This is a genomic window from Mycobacterium sp. ELW1 (genome assembly GCF_008329905.1).
In the GTDB taxonomy this organism is placed as follows: Bacteria; Actinomycetota; Actinomycetes; order Mycobacteriales; family Mycobacteriaceae; genus Mycobacterium.
In genome coordinates this window covers 429,912-456,618 of record NZ_CP032155.1, presented here as the reverse complement: position 1 = coordinate 456,618, position 26,707 = coordinate 429,912, and the positions used below count along the sequence as shown (strand labels likewise).

Annotated in this window: 22 protein-coding genes and 2 pseudogenes; 9 read left to right on the top strand and 15 right to left on the bottom strand. The window is 66.4% G+C overall.

Annotated elements, in window-relative coordinates; genetic code table 11:
* Nucleotides 1-4: 4 nt before the first annotated feature.
* From D3H54_RS02050 to D3H54_RS02040, 3 genes are all read right to left on the bottom strand, one after another.
* Nucleotides 5-1,348, bottom strand: coding sequence for a salicylate synthase (locus D3H54_RS02050; protein ID WP_149377640.1), 1,344 nt, complete (start codon nt 1,346-1,348; stop codon nt 5-7).
* A 61-nt stretch (nt 1,349-1,409) separates the two neighbouring features.
* The gene (locus D3H54_RS02045; RefSeq protein WP_149377639.1) at nt 1,410-2,783 is read right to left on the bottom strand and encodes a hypothetical protein; all 1,374 of its coding nucleotides are present in this window, start codon (nt 2,781-2,783) and stop codon (nt 1,410-1,412) included.
* A gap of 93 nt (nt 2,784-2,876) precedes the next feature.
* Nucleotides 2,877-3,476 carry a GNAT family N-acetyltransferase gene (locus tag D3H54_RS02040; RefSeq protein WP_149377638.1) on the bottom strand — a complete coding sequence of 200 codons (600 nt, stop codon included), beginning with the start codon at nt 3,474-3,476 and terminating at the stop codon, nt 2,877-2,879.
* Nucleotides 3,477-3,542: 66 nt separating this feature from the next.
* Between D3H54_RS02040 and D3H54_RS02035 the strand changes: the two genes are divergently transcribed.
* Both D3H54_RS02035 and D3H54_RS02030 read left to right on the top strand, forming a co-directional pair.
* The gene (locus D3H54_RS02035; RefSeq protein WP_149383294.1) at nt 3,543-4,013 is read left to right on the top strand and encodes an SRPBCC family protein; all 471 of its coding nucleotides are present in this window, start codon (nt 3,543-3,545) and stop codon (nt 4,011-4,013) included.
* Between the two features lie 40 nt (nt 4,014-4,053).
* Complete coding sequence (locus D3H54_RS02030; protein WP_149383293.1) at nt 4,054-5,787, top strand: sulfatase-like hydrolase/transferase; 1,734 nt, start codon at nt 4,054-4,056, stop codon at nt 5,785-5,787.
* A 6-nt stretch (nt 5,788-5,793) separates the two neighbouring features.
* On the opposite strand, the gene D3H54_RS02025 is transcribed toward D3H54_RS02030, so the two are convergent.
* Nucleotides 5,794-6,042 (bottom strand): hypothetical protein, encoded by a 249-nt coding sequence (locus D3H54_RS02025; protein WP_149377637.1) that lies wholly within the window; start codon nt 6,040-6,042, stop codon nt 5,794-5,796.
* A 46-nt stretch (nt 6,043-6,088) separates the two neighbouring features.
* A complete protein-coding gene (locus D3H54_RS02020; RefSeq protein ID WP_286199082.1) occupies nt 6,089-6,694 on the bottom strand; it encodes a helix-turn-helix domain-containing protein in 606 nt (201 codons plus the stop codon).
* Nucleotides 6,695-6,802: 108 nt separating this feature from the next.
* Between D3H54_RS02020 and D3H54_RS02015 the strand changes: the two genes are divergently transcribed.
* From D3H54_RS02015 to D3H54_RS02005, 3 genes and pseudogenes are all read left to right on the top strand, one after another.
* Nucleotides 6,803-8,146, top strand: a complete 1,344-nt coding sequence (locus D3H54_RS02015) for an NAD-dependent succinate-semialdehyde dehydrogenase (protein ID WP_149377636.1) — start codon at nt 6,803-6,805, stop codon at nt 8,144-8,146.
* 3 nt (nt 8,147-8,149) lie between these two features.
* Nucleotides 8,150-9,343 carry an acyl-CoA dehydrogenase family protein gene (locus D3H54_RS02010; protein WP_149377635.1) on the top strand — a complete coding sequence of 398 codons (1,194 nt, stop codon included), beginning with the start codon at nt 8,150-8,152 and terminating at the stop codon, nt 9,341-9,343.
* 1 nt (nt 9,344) lies between these two features.
* Nucleotides 9,345-10,851, top strand: a pseudogene (locus tag D3H54_RS02005) (aldehyde dehydrogenase family protein).
* Nucleotides 10,852-10,878: 27 nt separating this feature from the next.
* Here D3H54_RS02005 and D3H54_RS02000 read toward each other — a convergent pair.
* From D3H54_RS02000 to D3H54_RS01990, 3 genes are all read right to left on the bottom strand, one after another.
* Nucleotides 10,879-11,565, bottom strand: coding sequence for an IF2 family translation initiation factor (locus D3H54_RS02000; RefSeq protein WP_149377634.1), 687 nt, complete (start codon nt 11,563-11,565; stop codon nt 10,879-10,881).
* 35 nt (nt 11,566-11,600) lie between these two features.
* On the bottom strand, nt 11,601-12,158 hold the full coding sequence (locus tag D3H54_RS01995) for a CsbD family protein (RefSeq protein ID WP_149377633.1): 558 nt from the start codon (nt 12,156-12,158) through the stop codon (nt 11,601-11,603).
* Nucleotides 12,159-12,221: 63 nt separating this feature from the next.
* Nucleotides 12,222-13,280, bottom strand: coding sequence for a zinc-dependent dehydrogenase (locus tag D3H54_RS01990; protein ID WP_149377632.1), 1,059 nt, complete (start codon nt 13,278-13,280; stop codon nt 12,222-12,224).
* 110 nt (nt 13,281-13,390) lie between these two features.
* Here D3H54_RS01990 and D3H54_RS01985 point away from each other — a divergent pair, with 110 nt between their 5' ends.
* On the top strand, nt 13,391-15,418 hold the full coding sequence (locus D3H54_RS01985) for a PTS mannitol transporter subunit IICBA (protein WP_149377631.1): 2,028 nt from the start codon (nt 13,391-13,393) through the stop codon (nt 15,416-15,418).
* A gap of 10 nt (nt 15,419-15,428) precedes the next feature.
* Nucleotides 15,429-16,187: a DeoR/GlpR family DNA-binding transcription regulator gene (locus D3H54_RS01980; protein WP_149377630.1), complete on the top strand. Its 759-nt coding sequence runs from the start codon at nt 15,429-15,431 to the stop codon at nt 16,185-16,187.
* 33 nt (nt 16,188-16,220) lie between these two features.
* Here the strand turns inward: D3H54_RS01980 and D3H54_RS01975 are convergent, their stop codons facing one another.
* Nucleotides 16,221-16,553, bottom strand: a complete 333-nt coding sequence (locus tag D3H54_RS01975) for a hypothetical protein (protein WP_149377629.1) — start codon at nt 16,551-16,553, stop codon at nt 16,221-16,223.
* 197 nt (nt 16,554-16,750) lie between these two features.
* Here D3H54_RS01975 and D3H54_RS01970 point away from each other — a divergent pair, with 197 nt between their 5' ends.
* Nucleotides 16,751-17,614 (top strand): alpha/beta fold hydrolase, encoded by an 864-nt coding sequence (locus D3H54_RS01970; RefSeq protein WP_149377628.1) that lies wholly within the window; start codon nt 16,751-16,753, stop codon nt 17,612-17,614.
* Nucleotides 17,615-17,618: 4 nt separating this feature from the next.
* Here the strand turns inward: D3H54_RS01970 and D3H54_RS01965 are convergent, their stop codons facing one another.
* Nucleotides 17,619-18,581, bottom strand: coding sequence for a response regulator transcription factor (locus D3H54_RS01965; RefSeq protein WP_149377627.1), 963 nt, complete (start codon nt 18,579-18,581; stop codon nt 17,619-17,621).
* A gap of 194 nt (nt 18,582-18,775) precedes the next feature.
* Between D3H54_RS01965 and D3H54_RS01960 the strand changes: the two genes are divergently transcribed.
* Nucleotides 18,776-19,978 (top strand): TetR/AcrR family transcriptional regulator, encoded by a 1,203-nt coding sequence (locus D3H54_RS01960; protein WP_149377626.1) that lies wholly within the window; start codon nt 18,776-18,778, stop codon nt 19,976-19,978.
* A gap of 20 nt (nt 19,979-19,998) precedes the next feature.
* Here the strand turns inward: D3H54_RS01960 and D3H54_RS01955 are convergent, their stop codons facing one another.
* The 5 genes and pseudogenes from D3H54_RS01955 to D3H54_RS01935 form a co-directional block, all read right to left on the bottom strand.
* Nucleotides 19,999-20,769, bottom strand: coding sequence for an SDR family oxidoreductase (locus D3H54_RS01955; RefSeq protein ID WP_149377625.1), 771 nt, complete (start codon nt 20,767-20,769; stop codon nt 19,999-20,001).
* Between the two features lie 38 nt (nt 20,770-20,807).
* A complete protein-coding gene (locus tag D3H54_RS01950; protein WP_149377624.1) occupies nt 20,808-21,908 on the bottom strand; it encodes a 3,4-dihydroxy-2-butanone-4-phosphate synthase in 1,101 nt (366 codons plus the stop codon).
* Between the two features lie 13 nt (nt 21,909-21,921).
* Nucleotides 21,922-22,977, bottom strand: coding sequence for an alpha/beta fold hydrolase (locus D3H54_RS01945; protein ID WP_149377623.1), 1,056 nt, complete (start codon nt 22,975-22,977; stop codon nt 21,922-21,924).
* Nucleotides 22,978-22,990: 13 nt separating this feature from the next.
* Nucleotides 22,991-25,528: a 2Fe-2S iron-sulfur cluster-binding protein gene (locus tag D3H54_RS01940; RefSeq protein ID WP_149377622.1), complete on the bottom strand. Its 2,538-nt coding sequence runs from the start codon at nt 25,526-25,528 to the stop codon at nt 22,991-22,993.
* Nucleotides 25,529-25,545: 17 nt separating this feature from the next.
* Nucleotides 25,546-26,654 (bottom strand): annotated as a pseudogene (locus D3H54_RS01935) (LLM class flavin-dependent oxidoreductase).
* Between the last annotated feature and the right edge of the window lie 53 nt (nt 26,655-26,707).

Genomic DNA, 26,707 nt, shown 5'->3' with positions numbered 1-26,707 from the left:
CGGCTCACCGCGCGACGAGGTAAGGCGCCAGGCAGGCCATCTTCTCGCAGGTCTCCTCGAACTCCCGCTCGGGCGTCGAGGCGGCGATGATGCCCGCGCCGGCGCGCAGCCAGGTTCGGGAATCGGCTTCGTACACCGCGCGTAACGCCAGCGCGGCATCCATCCCACCGTCGGGGGTGAACATCGCGACCGCACCGGAATACAGGCCGCGTGGCATTTCGTCGAGCCGCAGAATCGCCTCGACGCCAGGACCTTTGGGGATTCCGGACGCCGTCACGGCCGGGAACAGCGCCTCCAGCGCGTCCATCCGGTTGCGGGTGGGAAGCAGGGTGCCGCCGACGGTCGAGCCGAGGTGCTGAACACTGCCCCGCTCCCGCACCGTCATGAAGTCGGTGACCGCGACGCTGCCCGGCTCGGCGACCTCGGCGATCTCGTCCTGAGAGGTCCGCACCGACAGCGCGTGCTCGACGATCTCCTTGGCATCGGATTCCAGATCGTCCCGGGCTGCGCGGTCGTCGTTGGGTCCGCGTCCGAACGCCCTCGTGCCGGCCAGGGGTTCGGTCACCACCGCACCGTCGCTGCGCACCGCTGCCACCAATTCGGGACTGAATCCCAGAGCGCGAATTCCACCGTGCCGCAGCAGAAATGATCGCGCAGGCGTGTTGTGCCTGCGCCCCAGGCTGTACGTCGCCGGGAAGTCAACGGAGAATGGCACGTCGACGGTGCGGGACAGGATGACCTTCTGGTAGCGCCCATCCCGGATCTCGGCGACCGCCGTCGCGACGCGATCGCGGTATCGGCTTGGGTCAGCGGTCACGTCCACCACGCCGACCCGTGCGTTGAGGCGGTCGGGCTGCAGTGCCCGGATCGCCGCGTCGAGCTCCTTGTCGGCGTTGACCACCTGGATTCCGTCGTCCGAGACGATGACCCGGCTACGCGGGGTGAAGATACGGGCCAGAGGTGCATCCACCGGAAGCTTGTCGAACAAACCGTGGCGATGCGCACCGAGCTCGAAGGCGATCCAGCCGAATGCCGGCTCACCGTCCACCAACGTGGACTCGAGCGCGGTGGCGAGCACATGCGCCGGGCGCCCGCTCCACTGGTGGGCGACCACAGTCTGGCCATCGCGGATGCGGCATTCGTCGCGATCGAGCTCGATGGACGTACGCGCGCCGATCGCCAATGTCCAGCGGCCGTGTTGCTCGTAGATGAGGTAGTCGTCCCCAGTCCGTTCGGGAACGGCGGCCGCCAGCTGTGCGACCACGTCGGCGGGTGTCATGCCGTCGGGAGTCTCGGCCCGGCGGGCCGCTTCGATCGGCGCTCGCGGTGCTGCGGTTACGTCGGTCATGTCGACAGTCCTCACTTGAAAAAGCCGGGCCCCCATGCGGGGGCCCGGCTCTTCATAGGTGTTACTTGGCGTCCGACGAGCTCGACGATGAGCTCGAGGACGAGCTCGACGACGAGGCCTTGCCGCGCGGGCTGCGGGCACTGCCTGCGGTGGACTTCTTGCCGTCGGTGGCCTTAACGGCCGACCCGGTGTCACCGCCCGCCTTCGTCGACGAACCGCTGGCCGTCTTCTTCGCGGTCTTGCTGGCCGCGGTCGGGACCGAAACCTCGCTCTTGGCCACGGCTTCCGCGGCCTCGGTCGTCGTGCTCTCGGTCGAGCCGGCCGCCGAGGTCGCCGTGGATCCCTCAGCCGTGGTCGTGGCCACCTCGGTGGTACCGGCCGTCACTGCCTTGGTCTGCGCCGACTCCGCAGCCGCGGACACCGCGGTCGCCGCCGGGGTGCTGCTGGCCGTTGTCGTGGTGACGGGGGTGATGGCCTTGGCGATCGCCTGCGGGATGGAGACCAGCAGCCGGCCCAGCAGACCGATCGAAGTACCGGTCACGGTCACACCGTTGGCCGGGTCGGTCGGGGGTGCGACCGGGATGAAGGTCAGCAGAGCCGGGAACGGCGCGGCGGACTTCGGGTTGTTCCAGCCGTTCAGGACGGCGTTCACGAACAGACCCGGGGTGTTGACCACGGTGTTGATCGCTCCCACGGCGTCGCCGGCCGACACCGACTGGACCAGACCACCGACGATGTCTCCCGCGGTGGCCAACACGCTCAGCGCCGCACCGTAGATCGGCTGGAAGATGCCGTTGACGAGCGTGGTGCTGCTGAAGATCGCGCCGACGGCATTCGCAAAGTTCTGCGCGATCTGTTGGGGGATACCGGGATTCGGCACGGTGCTGCCGCGGGGGGTGTAGGTGAGCAGAGCGTTGTAGATCGGCGTGATCGTCGCCAGTGCGCCGTACAGCACGAAACTGCTCAACTGGTTCACGATTTCGGCGTTGTTGCCCTGGTCGATCGCGACCTTGAGGTTCGCCAGGAACGTCCCGCCGCGACCCGCCATGTAGGTCTCCCACCCGGCCGGAATGCCGGCGATGGCGTTCCCGATCTCGGTGGCGTAGCCGAGCTGGTTGCGGGCGACCTGAGACAGAACGGGCAGCGGATCGGCCGCGATCGCCTGGGTCAGAGCCGCGATGTTGGTGACCGTGTTGGTGACGATCTGCGGGTAGATGGTCAACGGTGAGGCGGTGACCGACAGGCCGGTCAGCTCGACCGCCTGGATGGCTCGCCGCTGAATTTCGTCGGGCAGCGACTGGGTGGCCGGACCGGCGACCAGCGCGCCTGCGGTGATCATCGCCGCACCGGCGATGGTGAATCTGCTGGCGCGGCGCGCCGAGATTGCCGGGCTGGCAACAAAATCAGCCCCCGAATAGTTGACAGCGGCGTGCACGAAATCTCCTTCTGCAAGATATTGACGAGTAAGTATCGCCGTCGGAGATTAGCTAAGACTTACCTAAGTTTCAATAGGTACGCCTAACCATACTTAGTTGAGCTCAGCAGGCCGCTCGAACGCATAGAGCGCCATGCGCCGGTTCGACATGTCGAACTCGCCGAGGAACCTGCATCCCGCGGCTTCGCACACCCGTCGGGCGGCCGCATTGCGATGGTCGGGATCGAACATCACCCGCCGGCACCGTGGCTCGGCCGCGAACAGGTTTGCGATCAGCTGGGGAAGCAGATCAAGCCCGACGCCCCGGTTGAGGAGAGCCGTGCTGGCGATGGCGGCATGCAGTCCGAGATCGTAGGGATCCGCGTCATAACACGGTGCTATCGAATCCTTTGCCGCCCTGTACAACTCGAGGTAACCGTCGTCGACGCCGTCGAGGCTGACGATCAGCGGTACGGAGTACGTGCCGTCGAGTTGCGCCTGCAGATGCCGCCGCCAGCGGTCGACGGGCCAGTCGTATTCCCACGCCTGCGCCAGATGCGGGCGGTTCATCCACTCGGCGACCATCGCGGCGTCGGCGGCCGTCGCCACCCGTAGCGCATACGGTGGATCGACGGCCGGTACGACGGGAGCCGGGACTCGAGCCACCTCCACCGGCAGGTCAGCGAGCGCGCGGGCAAGAACAACCTCGTTCATCGCGCGCAGCGTAGCCGAACTGCGGTCCCGACGGTGGCCTCCACATTCCCGACATCACCACCACGGATGCGGTTGAATGATCCGGTGGCCGACATTCGCCGCAGCCGAGCAATCGCCGCCGACCCGCAGAAGATCTGGGACGTGCTGGCCGACTTCGGTGCGGTCAGTTCGTGGGCCGACGTCGTCGACCACTCGTGCCTGCTCGATCACGGCGCCGCCGGCGGCGCCGTCGGTACGTCACGCCGCATCCAGCTCGGGCGGACGACGCTCGTCGAGCGAATCGTCGAATTCGACCCGCCGCACACACTCGCCTACGACGTCGAGGGACTGCCCCCATTGGTGCGCCGGCTCCGCAACCGGTGGACTCTGCGGCCGATCGCCCGGGGTCTCACCGAGGTCAGCCTGACAAGTGCGGTGACCGTGGGATCCAATCCGCTGCAACGGATCGCCGAACGAGTGTTCCTTCGCGCGTCCGTCACCCGGCTCGACCGTCTGATCGGCTGCCTGGCAAGAGAATTGGAGGGCCACCGTGTCTGAAGCGCGTGAAGCGTCTGAACGTCCCGACATCATCATCGTGATGACCGACGAGGAACGCGCGACTCCGCCGTACGAGGCCGATGACGTTCTGGCCTGGCGGCAGCGAGTATTGAGCGGCCGACGGTGGTTCGACGAGAATGGCGTCAGTTTCGGGCGCCACTACACCGGCTCGCTGGCCTGTGTGCCGAGTCGGCCGACGATCTTCACCGGGCAGTATCCCGACCTGCACGGCGTCACCCAGACCGACGGCATCGGAAAGGTATTCGACGATTCGAGGATGCGCTGGTTGCGCCGCGGTGAAGTGCCCACCCTGGGTAACTGGTTCCGCGCGGCGGGCTATGACACCCACTACGACGGCAAGTGGCACATCTCGCACGCCGACCTGACCGATCCCGACACCGGTGGTCCGCTGGCGACCAATGACGACGACGGTGTCGTCGACCCCGGAGCGGTACGGCGCTACCTCGACGCCGACCCGCTTGCGCCGTTCGGATTCTCCGGCTGGGTCGGTCCCGAACCGCACGGCGCAGGACTGGCCAACAGCGGCGTCCGACGTGACCCGCTGATCGCCGACCGGGTGGTGACCTGGCTGCAGGATCGCTATGCCCGCCGACGTGCCGGTGACGCGACGGCACTGCGGCCGTTCCTGCTGGTGGCGAGTTTCGTCAACCCACACGACATCGTGTTGTTCCCCACCTGGGCGCGGCGAAGCCCGCTGGAACCCTCGCCGCTGGACCCACCACCGATTCCGCCCGCCCCCACCGCGGCAGAAGACCTGCGCACCAAGCCCGCCGCGCAGATCGCTTTCCGGGAGGCCTACTACTCCGGGTATGGTCCCGCGGCGGCGATCCAGCGGGTGTATGACTCTGGCGCGCAACGCTATCGGGACCTCTACTACCGGTTGCACGCCGAGGTGGACACGCCTATCGATCGCGTTCGCCGAACGGTGACCGACGGCGGCTCGGAGCATGCCGTGCTGGTACGCACCGCCGATCACGGCGATCTGCTCGGGGCGCACGGCGGACTTCATCAGAAGTGGTTCAACCTCTACGACGAGGCGACCCGCGTGCCGTTCGTGATCGCGCGGGTCGGTGCCGGCGCCACCGAGCGGCGACTGGTGACAGCACCGACTTCCCACGTGGACCTGCTGCCGACCCTGCTCGGCGCCGCCGGTATCGATGTGCAGTCCACGGCCGCAACGCTTTCCGAATCCTTCACCGAAGTTCACCCACTGCCGGGCCGAAATGTCATGCCGATCGTCGACGGGGCGCCTGCCGACGACACACGAGCGGTGTACATCATGACCCGCGACAACATGCTCGAAGGCGACACCGGGGCCTCAGGACTGGGCCGCCGCCTCAAGCAGACGGTGAATCCTCCTGCGCCATTGCGTATCCGGATTCCGGCACACACCGCCGCGAACTTCGAAGGGCTCGTCACCCAGGTCGACGGTCACCTGTGGAAGTTGGTGCGCACGTTCGACGACCCGGGCACCTGGACCGAGCCCGGGATTCGGCATCTCGCCGCCAACGGCGTCGGGGGCGAGACGTATCGCACCAGTCCGCTCGACGACCAATGGGAGCTCTACAACCTGACCGACGACCCGATCGAGGCGATCAATCGCTGGGCCGATCCCGAGTTACACGAGCTGAAAGCGAATCTGCGAACCCAACTCAAGCAGGTGCGCGCCGATGCGGTTCCCGAGCGCAACAATCCTTGGCCCTACGCGTCACGACGGCCTCCGGCGCGGCGTCGCCGGCACCTGTTCGGCTAGCGGTCTTTACTCCGAGGCGATCTGGTGGCTGTCGACGAAAACCAGGGTGCCGGCATCGGTGAGGACCGCCCAGCGCCGCGCCGCATCCGAGATGTGCACGTCCCCGACATCGACCGCGTGGCCGGCCAGGTCGCCGAAATCCTCGACGATGACGCCCCGCACCTCGTCGTCGGTGTCGGCATAGACACGGACGCGCTGATCGACGGCGATCTTCTCGTCGCCCTCAACGCGCTTTCCCGCTGACTTCTTGACCACCCAAATACCTTCCCCGGCACCAAACTGTCTGGTCAGTAGAGCACGTTCAGGCCCGATTCGGGTCCGAAATCCGTGGGATCGGTGGCGTGATCGACCACAATACCTCGCTGACATCCGGTCCGGGGTTGTCCCAGGAATGCGCTGCCTTCGCCGAGAAGGTGTAGCAGTCGCCGGTTTTGAGGACCGATTCCTGACCATCGACGGTCAGGCGCAGGCACCCGCGCAGCACGAAGACGAAGATGGTTTCGGACTCCAATGTGTAAGCGCCGCCCGTCCCGCCGCCGGGGTGTAGCACCGTGCGCATCACCTGCAGGTTGCGTTCGGTCTCCGGCGTCAGCAGATACTCGCGGATTCCGGTGCCGCCCATCTCTACTGGCGCACCCCCGCCGCGCACGACAGGCGAATCCGGATAGTCGAACAGCGAACCCACTGAGACACTGAGGATTTCGCACACGCGGAGCAGGTTGGGCACCGAGATGGTGGTCTGACCGCGCTCCAGGAGACTCAGGAAGCCTTTGGTCAGACCGGCCGAGGAGGCGACCGCTTCCAACGTCAGCGCACGCTCTTTGCGGAGCTCGCGCAGCTTCGGGCCCAGCCTGGTCATCCAGCCGTCGACCCCCGCGAGAACCTCGACGCCGGCGCCGTCCTGCATCGGGACACCTCACTTCGGCGGACGGCCAGCACCCTGCCCTTGTGGCATGGGAGTTTAGCGGTATATAACTTCGTTAAGTTTTACACCACTAAACCCTGAGGACGAAGCATGAGTCTGTACGCGGTGGTCGACCCGAAATCCGGTGAAGTCGTGCGGGAGTACCCGACGGCCACCGACGAACAGATCGAACAGGCGCTGGCGTCGGCCGCCGCCGCCTTCCGGGACTGGTCGAAGACCTCGACCGTGGCCGACCGGGCGAACCTGATCCGCCGGGTGGCCGCCCTGCACACCGAGCGTCGCGACAAGCTGGCCGAGATCATCAACCGCGAGATGGGCAAACCGCTGGACCAGGCCCTCGGCGAAGTCGACTTCAGCGCGGCGATCTACGAGTACTACGCCGACAACGCCGAGAAGTTCCTCGCCGACGAGCCGATCGAACTGCTCGACGGCGACGGCAGCGCGGTGATCAAGCGCGGCCCGGTGGGCGTCCTGCTGGGCATCATGCCGTGGAACTACCCGTACTACCAGGTCGCCCGGTTCGCGGGTCCGAACCTGACGCTGGGCAACACGATCGTGCTCAAGCACGCCCCGCAGTGCCCGGAATCCGCCGAGGCCATCCAGCAGATCTTCGACGACGCCGGCTACCCGGCCGGTGCCTACGTCAACGTGTATGCGACCAACGAGCAGATCGCCGACGCCATCGCCGACCCGCGAGTGCAGGGGGTGTCGCTGACCGGTTCCGAGCGTGCCGGTGCCGCGGTCGCCGAGATCGCCGGGCGCAACCTGAAGAAGGTGGTGCTGGAGCTCGGTGGCTCGGATCCGTTCATCGTGCTGTCCAGCGACGACCTGGACGCGACCGTCGAGGCCGCGATGGCGGGCCGCTTCGAGAACACCGGTCAAGCCTGCAACGCGGCCAAGCGGTTCATCGTCTCCGCCGACCTCTACGACGAGTTCCTGGACAAATTCACCAAGAAGGTGGTCGAAGCGGCCGACGGGCTGGCGCCACTGTCGTCGTTGGGCGCGGCCCAGCGGCTGGCCGAGCAGATCGATCGCGCGGTGGCCGACGGCGCCAACCTGGTCTCGGAAGGCAAGCGCGACGGCGCCTACTTCCCGCCGGGCGTGCTGACCGGGGTCTCCCCCGACTCGGCGACCTATCGCGAGGAACTGTTCGGTCCGGTGGCGATGGTCTTCAAGGTCAGTTCCGAGGACGAGGCCGTCGAACTGGCCAACGACATTCCGTTCGGGCTCGGCTCCTACGTGTTCACCACGGATGAAGAACAGGCCAAGCGGGTAGCCGACAAGATCGACGCCGGAATGGTGTTCGTGAACGTGGTCGGCGCCGACGGTGTCGAGCTGCCGTTCGGCGGAGTGAAGCGCTCCGGTTTCGGACGGGAGCTGGGCCGGTTCGGCATCGACGAGTTCGTCAACAAGAAACTGATCCGGATCGGATAACCCATGAGCACCACCACGGCTCCGGCCAAGAAGGACACTTACACACCGCTGGAGCTGTTCGCGACCGACCGTCTGCTCGACGCCGACGAACGCGACATCGCCGCCACCGTCCGCAAGTTCGTCGACACCCGGCTTCGGCCGAATGTCGAGGACTGGTTCGAATCCGGCACCCTGCCAAAAGAACTCGGCAAAGAGTTCGGCGACATGGGCTTGTTGGGCATGCACCTGCAGGGCTACGGCTGCGCGGGGACCAATGCGGTCAGCTACGGCCTGGCGTGTATGGAGCTCGAGGCCGGTGACAGCGGGTTCCGCAGTTTCGTGTCGGTCCAGGGCTCGCTGTCGATGTTCTCGATCTATCGGTACGGCTCCGAGGAACAGAAGAACGAGTGGCTGCCCCGGCTGGCCACCGGCGAGGCGATCGGGTGCTTCGGCCTGACCGAGCCGGACTTCGGTTCCAACCCCGCCGGGATGCGCACCCGGGCGAGGCGTGACGGAAGCGATTGGGTGCTCGACGGCACCAAGATGTGGATCACCAACGGCAATCTCGCCGATGTGGCCACGGTGTGGGCGCAGACCGACGACGGTGTTCGGGGTTTCCTGGTACCGACGGATACTCCCGGGTTCACGGCCAATGTCATTCACAAGAAGCTGTCGCTGCGGGCCTCGGTCACCTCGGAGCTGGTGCTCGACAACGTGCGGCTGCCGGCGTCGGCCCAGCTGCCGGAGGCCACCGGCCTGGGTGCGCCGCTGTCGTGCCTCAACGAGGCCCGGTTCGGGATCGTGTTCGGCGCGCTGGGAGCGGCGCGCGACAGCCTGGAGACCGCGATCGCCTACGCGCAAGCGCGTGAGGTCTTCGACCGGCCGCTGTCGAGTTTCCAGCTGTCGCAGGAGAAGCTGGCCAACATGACCCTCGAGCTGGGCAAGGGCATGCTGCTGGCCGTGCACCTCGGCCGGCTGAAAGACGCCGAAGGCGCCCGTCCCGAGCAGATCAGCCTCGGCAAGCTCAACAACGTCCGCGAGGCGCTGGCCATCGCGCGCGAATGCCGAACCCTGCTGGGCGGCAGCGGGATCACGCTGGAGTATTCGCCGCTGCGGCATGCGAACAACCTCGAGTCCGTCCTCACCTATGAAGGCACCTCCGAGATGCACCTGCTGTCGATCGGACGTGCGCTGACCGGCCAGGCTGCGTTCCGCTGAGGTGACCGACGCGACCGAACTGCGGCATCTGATCGCCGGAGAATGGCACGCCGGCCACGGCGATGCCGTCAGCAGTGTCAACCCGACCCGGCCGAGTGTGGTTGTCGCCGAGGGACTTTGCGCAACACCGGCCGACGTCGACAGTGCCGTCGGCGCGGCAGGTGAGGCGCTGAAGGGCTGGGCCCGCACACCCATCCATGAGCGTGGCGCCGTGTTGCTGGAGGCGGCCGCTGTAGTCGAGCGCAACGCCGGAGCGTGGGGTCTCGAGCTGGCGACCGAGGAAGGCAAGACCAAGGCCGAGGGTATCGGCGAGGTTCGCCGGGCTGCCCAGATCCTGCGCTACTACGGCAACGAAGGCGACCGCCAGGCCGGCGAGATCTTCGCCTCGCCGCGCGCGGGGTGAGCAGATTCTGGTGACCCGCAAGCCGGTCGGCGTCGTCGCCGTCATCACCCCGTTCAATTTCCCCATCGCGATCCCGGCCTGGAAGATCGCTCCGGCCCTGGTCTACGGCAACACTGTGGTGTGGAAGCCGGCGACCACCGTTCCGCTGCTGGCGATCCGGCTCGCCGAGGCGCTGACAGCGGCGGGCCTTCCGCCGGGTGTGCTCAATCTTGTGATCGGCGAGTCTGCGATCGGTGAGGCGCTGGTCGAACACCCCGACCTCGCCGCGATCAGCTTCACCGGCTCGACCGCGGTGGGCCGTCGCATTGCTGCCTCGGCCGCAGCCCGGGGTGTGCCGGTCCAGGCCGAGATGGGCGGAAAGAACGCGGCCGTGGTCCTCGACGACGCGGATATCGAGCTCGCCCTGGACCAGGTGATGCTGGGAGCATTCCGTTCCACTGGCCAAAAATGCACGGCCACATCACGATTGATCGTCACCGAGGGGATCGCCGACCGGTTCCTCGACGAGCTCGCGACCCGGGTCGACGCGCTGGTCGTCGGCGACCCGACCGAAGACGCGACGCAGATGGGTCCGGTGATCACCGGTGCTGCGCAGCGGAATATCTACGGGGGCCTGGGCACCGCCATGAACCAAGGCGTCGAGGTGCTGACCGGCGGGGGGCCTGGGCACCGCCATGAACCAAGGCGTCGAGGTGCTGACCGGCGGCGAGCCCTACTTCAAAGGCCTGCTGGCGGAAGGCTTCTTCGTCGCACCCACGCTGGTGGAGTTGACGGCACCGGCCGACATCTGGTCCGAGGAATTGTTCGGCCCGGTGCTGGCCGCGCGGCGCGCCACGGATGCCGACGGGGCGTTCGCATTGGCCAATGAGAGCGAATTCGGGCTGTCGGCAGCTATTTCACCCAAGACCTGACGCGTGCACTCCACGCCGTCGAGCACGTCGACGTCGGGGTGCTGCACATCAACTCCGAGTCGGCTGGGGCAGATCCCCATGTGCCGTTCGGCGGGGCGAAGAAGAGCGGGCTCGGCCCCAAAGAGCAGGGCACCGCGGCCCGCGAGTTCTTCACCCACACCACCACGGTGTACCTGCGCGGCGGGAAAGCCTGACTACGCCCTCCCGCCGCCACGCGCGACCTACGTGGTGCCGTTCCCGGCTGCCCGGGCTTCCTGTCGCTTCTTCTTCTCTGCATCGGCGAGCTCGGATACCCGGTCGGCATCGTTGCGCGTGGCCACGGCTTCGCTGCGCTTCTGCTGCGCGTCGCTGAGCTTGGCGTCAGCGGCCTTGGTCGTCGCCTTCTGCACCGCGTCGATTCGAGCTTGTTCGTCTTGCTTGGCCTTCTGCACTGCGGCAGCCCGCTGGGCCGCAGTGTTGTCAGCGCGGTCCTTCGCGGTGTCGGCACGTTCTTGGGCGCTCTGCGCCGCGTGCCGTTTGCGCGCTTGCGCGTTGAGCCGCGCCTCCTCTACCGCCTCCGCCTTGGCGGACTGAGCGTCGTCGCTCTGGCGGATCGCCTCGTCACGGCGGGTGGTGAATTCTTCACCGGCGGAACGGGCTTCGGCCTCCGCCTCAGCGTCGAGCCGGGCCGCCTCGCGCAGCGTATCGCTGCGCTTGGCCATGGCCGCGCCGCGCTCGGTGAGTCCGCGATCTCCGAGGGTTCTGCCGACCCTGACATCGAGCGCACCCAGGGAGCGCTCGTAGAACAGTCGGGCCGGCGACTCGGCGGCGAGCCGTGCGACCAGGTGGTCCTCGACGATTTGAAGGGGGATGCGGGCTGCACGGTATTGCAGACGCAAGACCGCGAAGGGCAAGGTGGTGACATTCATGGGCTGGGCTCCTAGAGTCCGGTAGTCGCTGACGCTCAGGGGAGGTCGGCGTTGTTGGTCAGGTCGTCGGCCGCACGCCTGAGGCGATCGGCTTCCGCCTTCGCACTGGCGGCATCGAGCACGGCGTCTTGATGGTCTTCAGCAGCCGCCGCCAGCTTCTCGCCGGCCTGCTGCGACTCGAGCCGTGCCCGCGCGTCCGCACTGGCGGCGTCGCGTTGGGCATCCTGCTCGGCTCGGGCAGCCTCAGTGACCGCCTGCTGGTGAGCGGCTTTTTCGGCAGCGCGCTTCTGGGCTTCCGCCTGGCCGTCGATGAGCTGTTCGGCCGATGCGGCCCGGCTGTTCACCTCGGTGCGGGCATCGACTCCCGCCGATCTGGCCTCGGCCTTCTGCGACTGCGCCTCGGCCGCCTCGGCATCCGCGACCGCTTCGGCCGCGTTGGCTTCCTTGCGGTGCTGCGCTTCGACCTGGTCGAGTTGCCCCTCGGCGGTCAACGAATCGTTGCCGGTGACAGCGCCGAAGGCCTCTTTGACCTTGCCCTTGATCGAGCCGACCAGGCCAGCCCGCGCCTGCTCGGCATTGTTGTGTTCCATCATGTCCTCTCGTGGAGTGCGTAAACACACGTGTTCCACCAGAGGTGAAGCCGAAACCCTTTGGGTCTATGGCTCGACGGTGACCTTGATCGCCTCGCCGCTTTTGACGATGCCGAAAGCGTCCATCACGTCGTCGAGCGAAATATGGCGGGTGATGAGGTCTTTCACGGGGACCTGCCCGGTGGAGATGTATTCGAGCGCACGCTTGTTGTGCTCGGGCGCCGAGCCGTTCGCGCCGTGGATGTGCAGCTGGCGGTAATGCACCACGTTCGAGTCGCAGGTGATCGTCGGATTGGTCTTGGGTAGGCCACCGAAGAAGGAGATGCGCCCGTTGCGCGCGGCCATCGCGATCGCCTGCTCCTGAGTGATGTTGGCGGCCGTCGCGGTGATGATCACGTCGGCACCACGGCCGCCGGTCAGCTCCATGACCTTGGCGACGACATCGACGTCGGCGGCGTTGATGACCCCGTCGGGGTGGACTGCGTCAGCGGACATCGCCAGGCGGCTGTCGTTGACGTCGACGAGATATACCGGTCCGCAGTTGTGCACGCCGCGGGCGATCCGGATGTGCATACAGCCGATCGGGCCGGCGCCGAAGACAACGACGGTGTCACCTTCCTCGATGCCCAGCAGCTCCTGGGCGTTGATGGCGCACGCGAATGGCTCGGCGGCGGACGCCTCGTCGAAGCCGACGTTGTCGGGAATCCGGTTCAGCCCGTCGACGGCGAGGACCTGCTTGGGCACGATCATGTACTCGGCGAAACCGCCGTCGTACTGGTAGCCCACCGAAGTCTGGTTCTCACACACCGCCATCCAGCCCTTGCGACATTCGTGGCAATGCCCGCACGGCACCGCGGCGATGACCTGCACCCGGTCGCCGACCTGCCATTCGCTGCCGTACGTCGAGTTGACCTCGGCGCCGACCTCGACGATCTCGCCGGCGATCTCGTGGCCGATCGTCCGCGGCGGGGTCAGGTTCTGGTGGCCGTTGTGGAAGATCTTGACGTCGGTACCGCACGTCGAACAGTTGCGTACCCGGATCTTGACCTCGTCAGGCCCGCAGGTGGGCTCCGGGACATCCTCGAGCCGGACATCCTCGGGTGCGTAGAAGCGCAGGGCTTTCATGGCGATCGTCCTTCCTACGGGTGAGCTGACCCACACTCTAACGGTATTCCGGGCACAAAACCACAGCGATTTCTGCCCGTTTATGACCGGATGCTTGCATCCATGCCCATATGTGGGTTTTACTGGTCATCAGATGTGATCGGCATCACCCAAGAATCGGAGGCACCGAGTTGTCCACCACCGAGACACCACCGCGGACCGGGGCACGAGTTCATGTTCAGAAGCTGGGCACGTCGCTGTCGAACATGGTCATGCCCAATATCGGCGCCTTCATCGCCTGGGGCCTGATCACCGCCCTGTTCATCAAGGCCGGCTGGCTGACCGGGATTTTCCCGGGGCTGCGCGACCCGGGCGGTTGGGTGGCCAAGATCGGCGGCTGGGGGGACTTCGCCGACGGCGGCATCGTCGCGCCGATGATCACCTACCTGCTGCCGATCCTGATCGGAGCCACCGGCGGCCGGATGGTCTACGGGATCCGCGGCGGCGTGGTCGGCGCGATCGCGACCATGGGCGTGATCGCGGGCACCGACATCCCGATGTTCCTCGGCGCGATGATGATGGGACCTCTCGGCGGTTGGGTGATGAAGAAGGTCGACGCCATCTGGGACGGCAAGGTCCGTCCCGGCTTCGAGATGCTCATCGACAACTTCTCGGCCGGCATCGTCGGGCTGATCCTGGCCGCCTTCGGCTTCTTCGGAATCGGTCCGATCGTGTCAGGCTTCAGCCACGGCGCCGGCCGGGTGGTGGATTTCCTGGTCGCCCACGACCTGCTGCCCCTGACGTCGATCTTCATCGAGCCGGCCAAGGTCCTGTTCCTCAACAATGCGATCAACCACGGGGTGCTCACGCCGCTGGGCACCACTCAGGCCCTGCAAACCGGCAAGTCCGTGCTGTTCCTACTGGAAGCCAATCCCGGCCCCGGACTGGGAATCCTGCTGGCGTTCATGGCATTCGGACGAGGTGCCGCCAAGGCATCGGCACCGGGCGCGGCGATCATCCAGTTCTTCGGCGGCATCCACGAGATCTACTTCCCGTACGTCCTGATGAAGCCCAAGCTGATCGCCGCCACCATCCTCGGCGGCATGACCGGCATCTTCATCAACGTGCTGTTCGGATCCGGACTGCGCGCACCGGCCGCACCGGGTTCCATCATCGCCGTCTACGCCCAGACCGCCACCGGCAGCTACCTCGGTGTCACGCTGTCGGTGGTGGGCGCCGCCGCAGTCTCATTCGCGGTGGCCGCACTCCTGCTGAAGACCGACCGCTCCGACGACGACGGAGACCTGGCCGCCGCGACTGCGGGCATGGAGGCACTCAAGGGCAAGAAATCGAGCGTGTCCTCGGCACTGGTCGGCTCTGCCGACGGGGGCCCCATCACCAACATCGTGTTCGCCTGCGACGCCGGCATGGGCTCGTCGGCGATGGGCGCCTCGGTGCTGCGCAAGAAGGTTCAGGGAGCCGGCTTCTCCGACGTCAAGGTGACCAACCAGTCCATCGCCAATCTCACCGACACCTACGGTTTGGTGGTCACCCACCAGGATCTGACCGCACGCGCACGGCAGAAGACGCCGTCGGCGGTCCACGTCTCGGTGGACAACTTCATGAACGCGCCCCAGTACGACGAAATCGTCGAGCTGCTCGGAAAGGCCAACGGCGGCAACGGCACTGCGCCCGCCCCGGTCGAACAGGCCGACGAGGCACCCGGCGAGGACGTGCTGGCCCTCGAGTCGATCGTGCTGGCCGGCACGGCCACCACACGCGACGGAGCGATCAGCGAAGCAGGCCGGCTGCTGGTGGCCTGCGGCGCGGTCGAGCCGTCCTACGTCCACGCGATGCATGAGCGGGAGGGCTCGGTGTCCACCTACATGGGCAACGGCCTGGCGATCCCGCACGGCACCAACGAGGCCAAGGGCGCCATCCGGCGCACCGGGATCTCGTTCGTGCGCTATGCCCAGCCGATCGATTGGAATGGCAAGCCCGCCGAGTTCGTCGTCGGTATCGCGGGTGCCGGCAAGGACCATATGGCGTTGCTGACCAGGATCGCCGGGGTGTTCCTCAACAACGACGAGGTGACCCGGCTTCGGAACGCCACGAGTGCCGACGAGGTCCGGGCGGTACTCGGCGGCAACGGCGGGTGAGAATACCGAGGTGGATTCGGACACCCGCCAAGGCCGCATAGTCGAGTTCGCCCGCACCAGGGGGCGAGTCGAGGTGGCGGCGCTGGCCGAGGAACTCGATGTCGCGGCCGAGACGATCCGCCGCGACCTGAAGGTGCTCGCCGGTCGCCGAATCCTCAAACGCGTGCACGGCGGCGCCATACCGCTGGAGACCGCGGCATTCGAATCAACCGTCGAATACCGCAGCCAGGTGGACCTCGCCGAGAAGCACCGGATCGCCGGGGCGGCCACCGAGCTGTTGCACGGAGCCGAAACGGTGTACCTGGACGAAGGTTTCACTCCCCGGCTGATCGCCGAACGGCTGGCCGATCAGGAGCTGACGGTGGTGACCTCGTCACTGCTGGCCGCCGAGGCGCTGGCACACAGTGAGTCGGTGACGGTCCTGCTGCTCGGCGGCCGGATGCGGGGCCGCACGCTGGCGACGGTGGACCATTGGGCTACCGACATGCTCGGCAGCCTGGTGATTGACGTCGCTTACCTTGGCACGAACGGCATTTCGCCCGAGCATGGCCTCACCACGCCCGACCCGGCCGTCGCCGCGGTGAAGCACATGGCAGTCAAAGTCGCCCGTCGCCGGGTTCTGGTGGCCGCGCACACGAAATTCGGCGTCAGCAGCTTCTGCCGATTCGCCGACGTGGCCGATTTCGACTCGATCGTGACCGGCACGGAGTTACCCGCCGTCGATGCCCGCCGGTATGAGGCGATGGGGCCCGCCGTCGTGCGAACCTGACTCGCCCGGTAGGCCACAAAAGGCCCCGAAAAACTATGCTTCACCGCCGAGTTCATTCTGTCGTCGCTCGGCATCGGCCCGGTCCGGTGTCATCTCAGACTGGTCCAGCCACCGCTGCACATCACCGCCAAGACGGTCGGCGGAGAGGTTCGCAAAGTCCAGGGCGAGCACCGCCATGGCCGCCAGCACCTGCATGGCCCGCCCACTGCGGTGAATCTCTGTCATGAGTTCGCCCAGTGTGTGGTTGTCGTCGTCGCACAACGCGGAGAGGTACCGCCGGGCGTCGGCGAACTCCCGGTCGACGTGCCCAGCCCGGCTACGGAAATCGTCCACCGAAGGCAGCCCGTCGGGCGGTTCGATGCTCATGTGCGTGCCTTCCGGTGGTAGGTCAGCCGGCGATCTCCCGGTGACCACGCCGCGCTGCTACTGGCGAAACCCTAACCGCTGAACTACACCGGCCGATGCCGTTCAACCAGGAAGGGCCCACTGCGGCCGCGCCGAATTCGACGGTGAAGCCGTGGTTACGGTACCGTAGGTTACTAGTGGGTAACTTAGGAGGTTCCATGACTGGGCTCAAGTACGTGCGGCTGCACGGCGAACTCGTCGCCTACCGGGACAGCGGGCGCGGCCCCGCCCTGGTGATGTTGCATGGGATCGGCAGTAGCTCACGCACGTGGCGCGCGGTCACCCCACAGCTGTCCGAACATTTTCGGGTGGTGGCGCCGGACCTGCTCGGTCACGGCCAGTCAGCGAAGCCGCGGACCGACTACTCGCTGGGCGCCTTCGCGGTGTGGTTGCGAAATTTCCTCGACGAGTTGGAGATTCCTCGGGCGACGATAGTGGGGCACTCCCTCGGCGGGGGTATCGGCATGCAGTTCGTTCACCAGCATCCCGAATACTGTGAACGGCTCGCGCTGATCGCCAGTGGCGGACTGGGGGCCGAGGTGGGCCTGAGTTTGCGGCTACTCGCCTCGCCGGCCGCCGAACTCATCGCACCGCTGATCGCACCGAAATCAGTTGTTGCCGTCGGCAATCGACTTCTGAGCCGGCTGGAATCGGTCCGGCCACCTCAGATGGCGACGACCGAGACGTGGGAAGCCTATGCCTCGCTGTCAGATCGCCCCACCCGCCAAGCATTTCTGCGCACCCTGCGCTCGGTGGTCGACTACCGCGGGCAGGCAGTCAGTGCTCGTTCACGGTTGGACGTCACCCACGGCCTGCCCGTCTCACTGGTGTGGGGCGAGCAGGACCCGATCATCCCCGTCGCCCACGCTCGGGCTGCGCACGCAGCTCTTCCTGGCAGTCGGCTGCTGATCCTGCCCGGCGTCGGACACACACCTCAGCTGGAAGCGCCCGCCGCCGTTGCGGACTCGCTCGAAGCCTTCGTCAACTCGACGGCACCATGGACGCCGATGGCGACGGCGTGACGCCCTAGTCGCACGGGCCGCGCCGGGTGAGCCGGTGATACAGCGCGGCGGCCTCAGTTCTGTTGGCGGCACCCAATTTTCGCAGAATGTGCTTGACATGTACTTTCACCGTGTTCTCCGTCAGGAACAGGGTGGCGGCTATCTGCGCGTTCGTCTTGCCGAGGGCGATGCTGCGCAACACATCCCACTCGCGCGGCGACAGCCGCTCAGTGGCTCGCTCGGCGCGCGGCAACGGCGACACCGCGGCCAGCCGCGGTGGAGGCTGCTGGGCCGACGGGCCGACCGGACCGTCGTCGCCGGCCCGGTCACCCAGGGATGTCGATGCCTGGTTGATCACTTTCAGCCGGTCGGCGAGTTGGGCCCGCTCGATGGCGAGACCCAGACCGCCGGCGTACAGGCCGAGTAGGTCGCGGTCGATGTCCTGGACACTGCGGTCCGGGTATCGATCAGCGTGGATCATCGCCACCGGAGCGCCCCACACGTGGACCGGTGCGGCCACGTAGTCGGTGGTCCGGGTGAACTTCACGATCTTGTGGAACACCCGGGGATGAGATTGCGCATCGCACACCAGGATTGGGGCGCCACTCAGCAGCATCTCGGATTCCAGCAGTTGACCGGCCAACTGCTGAGAGTGCGCGGTTCCGAAAGCCACGAGCTGCTCGGCGAAATCGGCATCACCAGCGGTGTAGGCATTATGCGTCACCCAGATCCCGTGGTCGATCCTGGAGAACAGAACGCGGGTGAACCCGATTCTAGCCGCCGCCTCGGCCGCCAACCCGAGCAGTTCGTTCATCGATGACGCCAGAACCAGTTGACTGACGGCGTCCTGCACGCCGGCGACGAGACCGCCGGAGCCGGGCTCCTGCACGGCGCTTCGCGCCCGGGCGGTGCCGCCCACCACGGCAGGCAGACGGCTCAGCGAAGTCCCGCCAGATGTCTTCACCGCGGTGTCGAGACGACCGATCACCTCCGCGAGCGTACGCGGGATGGTGATTTATGTCTATAGCTGATAACAGTTTTATCCGGGCTGTGACAGCCGAATAAGCCACGCAATAACGCTATTTCTCGCATCAATGTACTTTTTTGTTACGTTCTGCAACCGGCGAAGAGGCGATCTGGGAGGATGTTCCAATCCGGCCGTCAGGAAGGGACACGCCAGCGATGCAGCCAACCGTCCCGGCCGTCAGGCGCAGGCCGAAGGACCGCAAGAAGCAGATCCTCGATCAGGCCGCCCGGTTGTTCATCGACCGCGGGTTCCATTCGGTGAAACTGGAGGAGATCGCGGAGGCCGCCGGCGTGACGGCTCGCGCCCTGTACCGCCACTACGACAACAAACAGGCGTTGCTCACCGCGGTGATTCTCAACGCGCAGGACGAATACCAGAGTTTCCGCAATCCCGAGGGGCGCACACCCGAGGCGGCCGCCCGCCCGCTCCATGACGAGTTGCCCGACCTGATCGCGGCGGCCGTCGAGACCCGAGCGCTGACCGTGCTGTGGCAACGCGAGGCCCGGTATCTCACCGACGACGACCGCGCCGAGGTTCGGCAACGGATCAACGCCATCGTGGCGGGCATGCAGGCCGGCGTGCGCCTGGAGATGCCGGAGCTGAGTCCCCCACACGCCGAGCTACGGGCATGGGCCGTGTCCAGCACCCTGACAAGCCTTGGGCGACACAGCCTCAGCCTTCCCGGCACCGAGCTGAGGGTCCTGCTGTACCGGGCGTGCATGGCTGCCGCGCGTGCCGTACCGGTCGGAGCACTCGAACCGATGGAGGGTCCGGCAGGTCGAGAGTCGGCGGCGTTCTCGCGTTACGAGACGCTGCTGGCCGCAGGTGCGCAGTTGTTCCGGGCCCGTGGATATCCGGCTGTGAGCACTGCCGACATCGGCAAGACCGTCGGAATCGCAGGACCCGGCCTGTACCGTTCCTTCTCCTCCAAGCAGGCCATCCTCGACACCCTGGTACGCCGGCTCGACGAATGGTCGGCCCTGGAGTGCATCCGGGTGCTACGGACGAATGCTCCTGCGGCGCAACGGCTCGGCCAGCTCGTAGCCGGGCGGGTACGGATCAGCCTGGACGACCCCGACCTGGTCTCGGTGTCGATCACCGAACTGTCATCGGCCTCCGACGAGGTACGCGAGAGCGTCGTCAGGAACCAGGCCGACCGCGACGGGTTGTGGATCGACCTCATTCGCACCCTGACCCCACAGACCACCGTCGCGCAGGCCCGACTACTGGTCGCGGCCGCGGTCAGCTTCATCGAAGATGTCTCGCGGACATGGCATCTCACCCGCAGGACCGACGTCGCGCAGGAGATGACCGCTATCGCGCTGGCAATCTTGACCAGCCAAGCAGACGGACCCTAGCAGTCCGGCGAAAAGACCGATCACCACAGCGCCGCGAGAGTTCCGCCGTCAGCGACCTGCGTCGTCCCGTTGATCATCGACGCGTCGTCGGAGAGCAGGAAGGCGACGATGCCCGCCATCTCGTCCGGTCCGGCCATCCGGCCCTGCAGACGACCGATCATCGTGTCGGCCCCGCCCTCTCCGAGCGCCTCGTCGAACATCGTCATCGCGGTCTGCTGCATCGGGGTGTCGACGAACGCCGGCAGCAGGGCATTAGATCGCACGTTGGCCGTGCGGAGTTCGGCGGCGGTGATCCGGCTGAGGTGAATGATCCCCGCCTTGGACATCCCATAGGCCGCGGTGCCCGCGGCGGCGACCTGGCCCCCGAGGGAGGACATGTTGACGATGGCACCACCCCCGCGCTCGACCATTCGGGGCGCGGCGTGCTTGGTGCACAGCCAGGCGCCGCGCAGGTTGATTCCGATCACCCGGTCGAAGTCAGCGACTTCGGTGTCCAGCAGCGGGGCGAAATGCACGACACCGGCATTCGCAACAAGCTTGTCGACGCCACCGAACTCTGCGACGCATGCCTCGACCATCCCGGCCACCTGCGACTCGTCGCTCACGTCGACCTGGTGACCGACGGCACCGCCGCCGATCTCGGCCGCCGCGGACTTCGCGGTGTCGGCGTTGATGTCCGCACACAGGACCTGGCACCCTTCGGCTGCCAGCCGCCGGGCGATGGCCAAACCGATGCCGGCACCCGCCCCGGTCACAATCGCGGACTTGCCGGCCAGGTCGGGATGCGTCATCGCTTCTCCTCTGCGAACCCGTTGCGTACGAGCATGTGTCAGCCTGCCACCGGCCACACCGTCGCAGCCGATTCGACGTGCAGACCATGTTCCCGGATGGCGCCGAACATGAGCAGCCCGAGCTCCGGGGCGTCGTCGGACAACCGGACGGTGTACACGCCGAGGTCGCGCAGAATCCATGCGACGGTCTCGGACAGCAGATCCGGTGTCGTCGCGCCGGACAGCAGACCGCAGGCGCGGGCGGTCGGCGGCCGCAGGTAGATGATCATGCCGGTGCCACGGGCCTGCATCGCGGCGACCGCATGGGCCAGTTCCGTACCGCAAGCGCAGGCCAGCGAACCGAACACGTCACCCCCGAGGCATTCGAGGTGGATGTGCAACGGCATCGGCGCGTCCGCACCGGCATTGCCGGCGATCACCGCAAGGTGCTCGGATCCTTCTCGGGGATCGCGGTAGCCGACCACCGTGAAGGTACCCGAATCGGTCGGCAGTGTGGTCTCCGCCGAACGCACGACCTGCGGCTCGGTGCGGCGCCGGTACGTCGCCAGCTCCGCCACCGAGATGAGCGGCAAGCCATGCCGGCCCGCGAACGACACCAACTCGGGGCGATCCGCCATGCCCGCCGGGTTTCGTTGCGACACAATCTCGCACAACACGCCCGCAGGCCGTCGCATACCGAGACGGGCCAGGTCGACTGCCGCCTCGGCCGCACCGGCGGACCGGCCGAGCACCCCGTGCTGCCCGGCCTGCACCGGGATCACATGTCCGGGCCGGCGGAAGTCGGCGACCGTGGACTCGGCGTCGGCGAGTGCGGCGATGGTGCGGGCCCGGTCGATCGCCGAGATCCCGGTGCCGGTCTCGCGAAAGTCCACCGTCACCCGCTGAGCGGCGATACCCACTGTCTCACCGTCTCGATGACACACCGGCGGCAGGTTGAGCCGCTCACAGTCCGCACCGGGCAGGGCGATCCGCACGTAACCGGAGGTGTGCCGGACCGTGAACGCGAGCAGTTGTGCCGTGGCGGCATCCGCGGCGAACACGAGATAGCCCTGGTCCTCCGAGTCGTCGACCACGATGGCGGCACGACCGGTGGCCACGGCGGCGATGGCGCGCCGTACCCGTCCATACGCGGTCTTCATCGTCGGGACACCACTAGCTCAGTCCGCCAAGGAAATCGAGCAGTAGCCGATTGGTCTCCTTGGGTTGCTCCTGCTGGATCCAATGCCCGACGCCGTCCACCATGTGGGTGCCGCAGTAGTTGGGCATCACCTCGTGCGCACGTTCGGCCGCCTCGGCACCCCAGGTGGTGCCGACGTCGTACTGACCGCCGATGAAGAGTGCGGGCGGGGTCAGCGGGGTGCCCTCGTACTCGGCGAGGTCGTGCCAGTCGTTGTCGATGTTGTGATAGAAGCTCAACGGTCCGCCGAGTCCGGATCGCTCGAATTCGCCTGCGTAGAAGTCGAGATCAGCGTCGGTGAACCACTCTGGCATGGTCTCGGGATAGACGAAAGCATCCTTGAGACGCGCACCGTGCGGCATGCACAGCGGGCCGGACCGGATCACCTCGATCGGATCCATCGCGGCGAGATCCACCCCGGCCGCCTCGGCGGCCTGCGTCGCGGCGGCCATCGCATCGCCGGACACCGTATAGGTCAGACCGAGCAGCCAGCTGCGCAGATCCTCTTCGACCTCGGCGATGATGCCGTCCTGCTCGGAGAAGTAGTCCTGGTACCAGACCTTGCCCGGGCCGGCCAGTTCCAGGTGGTAGTCGTTGGGCCGGTGTTCACCGAACGGGCTGCCGGGCAACCCGATCACTCCTCGTCCGGCGAACGGCACGCTGATCCCGACCACACCACGACACCGCTCGGGGTGCAGCCAGGCGAATGTCCAGGCGACCGGGGCACCCCAGTCGTGCCCGATGACCACGGCCTGCTTCTCGCCGTAGGCGTCGATCACGCCGAGAACGTCACCGACCAGTTCCTTGATCCGATACGCGGTCTGCACGCGGTACTTCGAGGACTGGCCGTAGCCCCGCTGGTCGATGGCCACCACCCGGTAACCCGCCTCGGCGAGCACCGGAATCTGGTGGCGCCACGAGTACCACGACTCGGGGAAGCCGTGGACCAACACCACCAACGGCCCCTCGCCCTCCTCCACGGCGTGGATCCGGGTGCCACGGCAGTTGAGCATCCGATGGGTCTGCGACATCACGACCTCTTCTCTAATGGGACCGGGTGGCAGCCAAACCGATTGATACTTCCTCGGTTCGGATCAGATCGTCGACGGTTGGAATGGTGCTGTTCTCGTAGTTGCGCGCGATGAGGGTCTTCTGGCCGGAGAGTTTGGTCCGAGCCCATTTGCCGACCACGCGTGCCGCCACCTTCGGCGTCATCAGTGCGGCGGCGGGTTTGACCAGATGCACGACGGCCAGGAACTCGTTATAGGTCTCCGGGTCGTCGTGTACCAACTCCATCACGCGGTCCATGTACCAGGTCAATGCGCCGAAGTAGAACGGTCGCTTCTTGTCGGCGTCCTTGAGCCAGTCGAACCGCAGGTTCTGTTCCCGGATCACGAACCAGGCGGTGTCGGCCAACTTGGCGATCGTGCGGAAGTAGCGCCGAGGCAGATCCGGGTCGGTGGGCCCGTACTTGGCCAGCAGCAGCTGCATTTCCCGGACTTCCTTGAGCGCCAGGGTCATCCCGAGTCCGGATACCGGGTCGGCACTGGTGTAGGCGTCCCCGACGACCACGAGTGCGCGCGGCAGGTTGCGCTTCTTCTCATAGTGCAGCCGCAGCATGTTGGGATAGCGGAAGTTGTAGATCGGCGAGGCCGGTTCGAGGCCGTCGATGTTCTCCCCGATCACCGCTGACGGCATCCGGTTGGCGAACTCACGGAACTCCTGCGCCGTGCGCGGTGGCGAATAGCAGTTGTAGGCCACCAGCGATGTGGACAGGATGGAACGTGAGCTGTCGGTGTAGTACTGCGCGGCGTAGGTGTCCTCATATGGACGGTACGCGTAACAGATGACCATCACTTTGTCGTCCCACTGCCGCTCCGGCGGCACGTGGTGGAACATGGTGGAGTAGAAGCAGTTGATGATGTCCTGCTCGACTTCCGGCGCCCCGACGCCGATACGGTCCAGGAACTCCGGGAAGCGGGTGTTCTTCCCTGATGCGTCGACCACGAATTCGGCTGGTATGACGCCGAGTTCGTCACCGTCTCCGGCGATGGCGACACCGATCACGGTGTCATCGGCACGATCGTAGACCAGATCGGCCACTTCGGATTCATAGCGGAAGCTGATCCGCGGTTCGTCGTCGAGGCGGCGTCGAACGCACCACTCCAGCAAGGGTCTTGCGGCACAGACGATCTGGATCGGTCCGGTGCCCGGTTTCTTCCAGCTACCGCCGAGCCGGATGCGGTACTGGGCGGCCATGTCGACGTCGAACGCGCCCTCGCGGACCATGTCGTCGATGATTCCGGGGAAGAACCGCTCCAGTTCGATGCGCCCCGCGGTGAGCAGATGGTGCAGGTGCCAGCCCTGCGCCGCGCCCGGCCTGCCCTCGCGGCGGGTGTGCGGTGCATCCTTTTCCAGGACGATGACCTTGTCGAAGGTCTCACTGAGCACCTTGGCCGCGGCGATTCCCGCGATGCTCCCGCCGACCACCACCGCGGTGCCACGTCCGCGACGGCGGACATCGGCCAGATCGACCGTCGCGTAATCCAGTCGTGGTGCTGTTCGCCGGCGCGCGGCACCGCTGGCCACGAACTTCTCGTAGTACAGGCCGGTGCCGTGGATACCGTTGTCGTCAAGCCATTTCCGGGTGTCGGTGATCAACCCGGCCGGACCGCACAGATAGACGTCGGCGTTACCGCCGTCGAACATGCGCGCGTCGAGCAGATCGGTGACCCGGCCCACCGCTCCAGTCCACTGGGCACTCGGACGCGAGACGACGGTGTGGACTTCCAGCCCGGGCAACCGCCGCTTCAGTGCCTCGAGCTCGTCGAGCTTGCACAGGTCGTCGACCTCGCTGACACCGTAGAGCAGATGGACCGTCCCGCGGTGGTCGTCATTCAGACTCTGCGCCATCGCGAGGATCGCCGACAGCCCGGTGCCGCCGGCCACCAGGACCACCGTGCGCGCAGTCGGTCGCAGGTAGAAGCCGCCCTTGCTACACCGCATGGCAATTCGATCACCGGGTTGGGCCTTCTCACGCAGATAGTCCGACATCACGCCCTGGGGTAGCAGCCGGACGATGAACTCCACCTCGGTGCGTCCGTCGGCCGGATGCGCATAGGAGTAGTTGCGCCATACAGTGCTGCCGGGCACCTGCAACTGGGCGAACTGCCCGGGCAGATAGACCAGTGGTCCGAGTCCCGAGACGTCGACGCGCAGTAGCGCCGTCGTCGGGGACACGTGCTCCACCGCGGTGACCACGCCGGTACCGGTGACCAACCGGGCGGCGTTGTCGTCGGCGGGGTACTGCACGCTGATCAGGCAGTCGGACTTGGCGAACGTCTGACAGGTCAAGACCTTACGGGCGTCGCGTTCGACTTCGGACAGCCCTTCGGTGCGCCCCATCTCGTAATCGCCTGCGACACAGGTGGCCACGCAGGTCCCGCAGATCCCGCTTTGGCATTCGTTGACGATCGCGATGCCGTTTTCCTCGGCTGCCTCCAGAATCGACTGGTCCTGTTGCACCGCCATCGTCTTGCACGTTCCGTCCGAATACCGCACGGTGATCTCGGGCATCTGCATGTCTTTCGGCCTTCTCCTCAGACGATCGCCGACACGGGCTTCTTGGCGATTCGGGCATTGAGGCGCGGCATGACCTCCTCGGCCAGCAGCCGCATGGATTCCTTCCACGGACCCGGATTGTCGAGGTAGTCGAATCCGAGGATCAGCAGATGCCCGAAGCCACCGACCTGGTCGTAGGTGGCCTCCAGCTTGTCCACCACGGTCTCGACGGACCCGACCACAAAGGTGTTCTCCGCCAGGTACTCCGGCGTCACATCCTCGTCGGGCACCGAGGGGTTGTGCTTGTAGAACTTGGTCATCCCGAACATCCGGAACGTCGGCAGAACGTACTCACGCATGTTGCGGCCCATCATGCCGTCGACCGCGTAGCGGAACGCCTGTTCATCGGTTTCGGCGACAACCACCTCACGGACCAGCCGCCAGTCTTTCCGATCCGGCGTGCGTCCGGACCGGGCGGCACCCTCGAGCACCGCATCCCAGTGCGAGGCAACGTATTCGGTGTTGAGGTCCAGGCTCATCGGGAGGTAGCCGCGCTCGCCGGCCATCTTCAGCGTCTCGGAGCCCGCGCTGAACCCGGTCACCCCGATCGGGGGTGCGGAGCCTGGAAGGGCTTGATATGCCGCTTCATCAGGCCTTCGAACATCGGCGCTATTCCGTTGGCGTTCCAGTACTTCCCACGGAACTCCCACGGCTTATCCTCGGTCCAGACCTTCAGCATGATCTCGAGCGCCTCACGAGTCATCTCGCGGTGCTCGCCGTTCTGGCCGTCGACGTCGAACAGTGCCCAGTCCCCCGGGATGCCACTGGCGCCGACACCGAGCATGAACCGGCCCTGCGCGAGGTGGTCGAAGTACGCCACCCGGTGGGCCAGCTCGACCGGATGGTGATACGGCAGTAGATGCGCGCCGGGAGCCAGCTTGATGTTCTTGGTGCGCAGCAGCGCCTGAGCCAGCAATAGGTCTGGCGCGCAGATCGGTTCCCACGGCACCGTGAAGTGCTCACCGACCCACGCCTCCACGTAGCCGAGTTCGTCAGCCAGCGTGATCAGGTCAAGGTCCCACTGGGTCGCGTCGTACAGGCTGCGCTCCGGTGGATGCGCCGGCATCAGGAAAAGTCCGATCTCCATCTTGAACCCTCTCGGTAGTGGTCGAGCAAGCGCACCTGATCCGATGGCTGCGA

Bases quoted from the DNA above. Each gene is read 5' to 3' on its own strand.
- D3H54_RS01940 (WP_149377622.1), bottom strand. From the start codon at position 25,528: ATGCAGATGCCCGAGATCACCGTGCGGTATTCGGACGGAACGTGCAAG.
- D3H54_RS02015 (WP_149377636.1), top strand. From the start codon at position 6,803: ATGAGTCTGTACGCGGTGGTCGACCCGAAATCCGGTGAAGTCGTGCGG.
- D3H54_RS01960 (WP_149377626.1), top strand. From the start codon at position 18,776: ATGCAGCCAACCGTCCCGGCCGTCAGGCGCAGGCCGAAGGACCGCAAG.
- D3H54_RS02050 (WP_149377640.1), bottom strand. From the start codon at position 1,348: ATGACCGACGTAACCGCAGCACCGCGAGCGCCGATCGAAGCGGCCCGC.
- D3H54_RS01985 (WP_149377631.1), top strand. From the start codon at position 13,391: ATGTGGGTTTTACTGGTCATCAGATGTGATCGGCATCACCCAAGAATC.
- D3H54_RS02035 (WP_149383294.1), top strand. From the start codon at position 3,543: ATGCGGTTGAATGATCCGGTGGCCGACATTCGCCGCAGCCGAGCAATC.
- D3H54_RS02030 (WP_149383293.1), top strand. From the start codon at position 4,054: ATGACCGACGAGGAACGCGCGACTCCGCCGTACGAGGCCGATGACGTT.
- D3H54_RS02010 (WP_149377635.1), top strand. From the start codon at position 8,150: ATGAGCACCACCACGGCTCCGGCCAAGAAGGACACTTACACACCGCTG.
- D3H54_RS02000 (WP_149377634.1), bottom strand. From the start codon at position 11,565: ATGAATGTCACCACCTTGCCCTTCGCGGTCTTGCGTCTGCAATACCGT.
- D3H54_RS01975 (WP_149377629.1), bottom strand. From the start codon at position 16,553: ATGAGCATCGAACCGCCCGACGGGCTGCCTTCGGTGGACGATTTCCGT.
- D3H54_RS01970 (WP_149377628.1), top strand. From the start codon at position 16,751: ATGACTGGGCTCAAGTACGTGCGGCTGCACGGCGAACTCGTCGCCTAC.
- D3H54_RS01990 (WP_149377632.1), bottom strand. From the start codon at position 13,280: ATGAAAGCCCTGCGCTTCTACGCACCCGAGGATGTCCGGCTCGAGGAT.
- D3H54_RS01945 (WP_149377623.1), bottom strand. From the start codon at position 22,977: ATGTCGCAGACCCATCGGATGCTCAACTGCCGTGGCACCCGGATCCAC.
- D3H54_RS01950 (WP_149377624.1), bottom strand. From the start codon at position 21,908: ATGAAGACCGCGTATGGACGGGTACGGCGCGCCATCGCCGCCGTGGCC.
- D3H54_RS02020 (WP_286199082.1), bottom strand. From the start codon at position 6,694: ATGCAGGACGGCGCCGGCGTCGAGGTTCTCGCGGGGGTCGACGGCTGG.
- D3H54_RS01955 (WP_149377625.1), bottom strand. From the start codon at position 20,769: ATGACGCATCCCGACCTGGCCGGCAAGTCCGCGATTGTGACCGGGGCG.
- D3H54_RS02040 (WP_149377638.1), bottom strand. From the start codon at position 3,476: ATGAACGAGGTTGTTCTTGCCCGCGCGCTCGCTGACCTGCCGGTGGAG.
- D3H54_RS01995 (WP_149377633.1), bottom strand. From the start codon at position 12,158: ATGATGGAACACAACAATGCCGAGCAGGCGCGGGCTGGCCTGGTCGGC.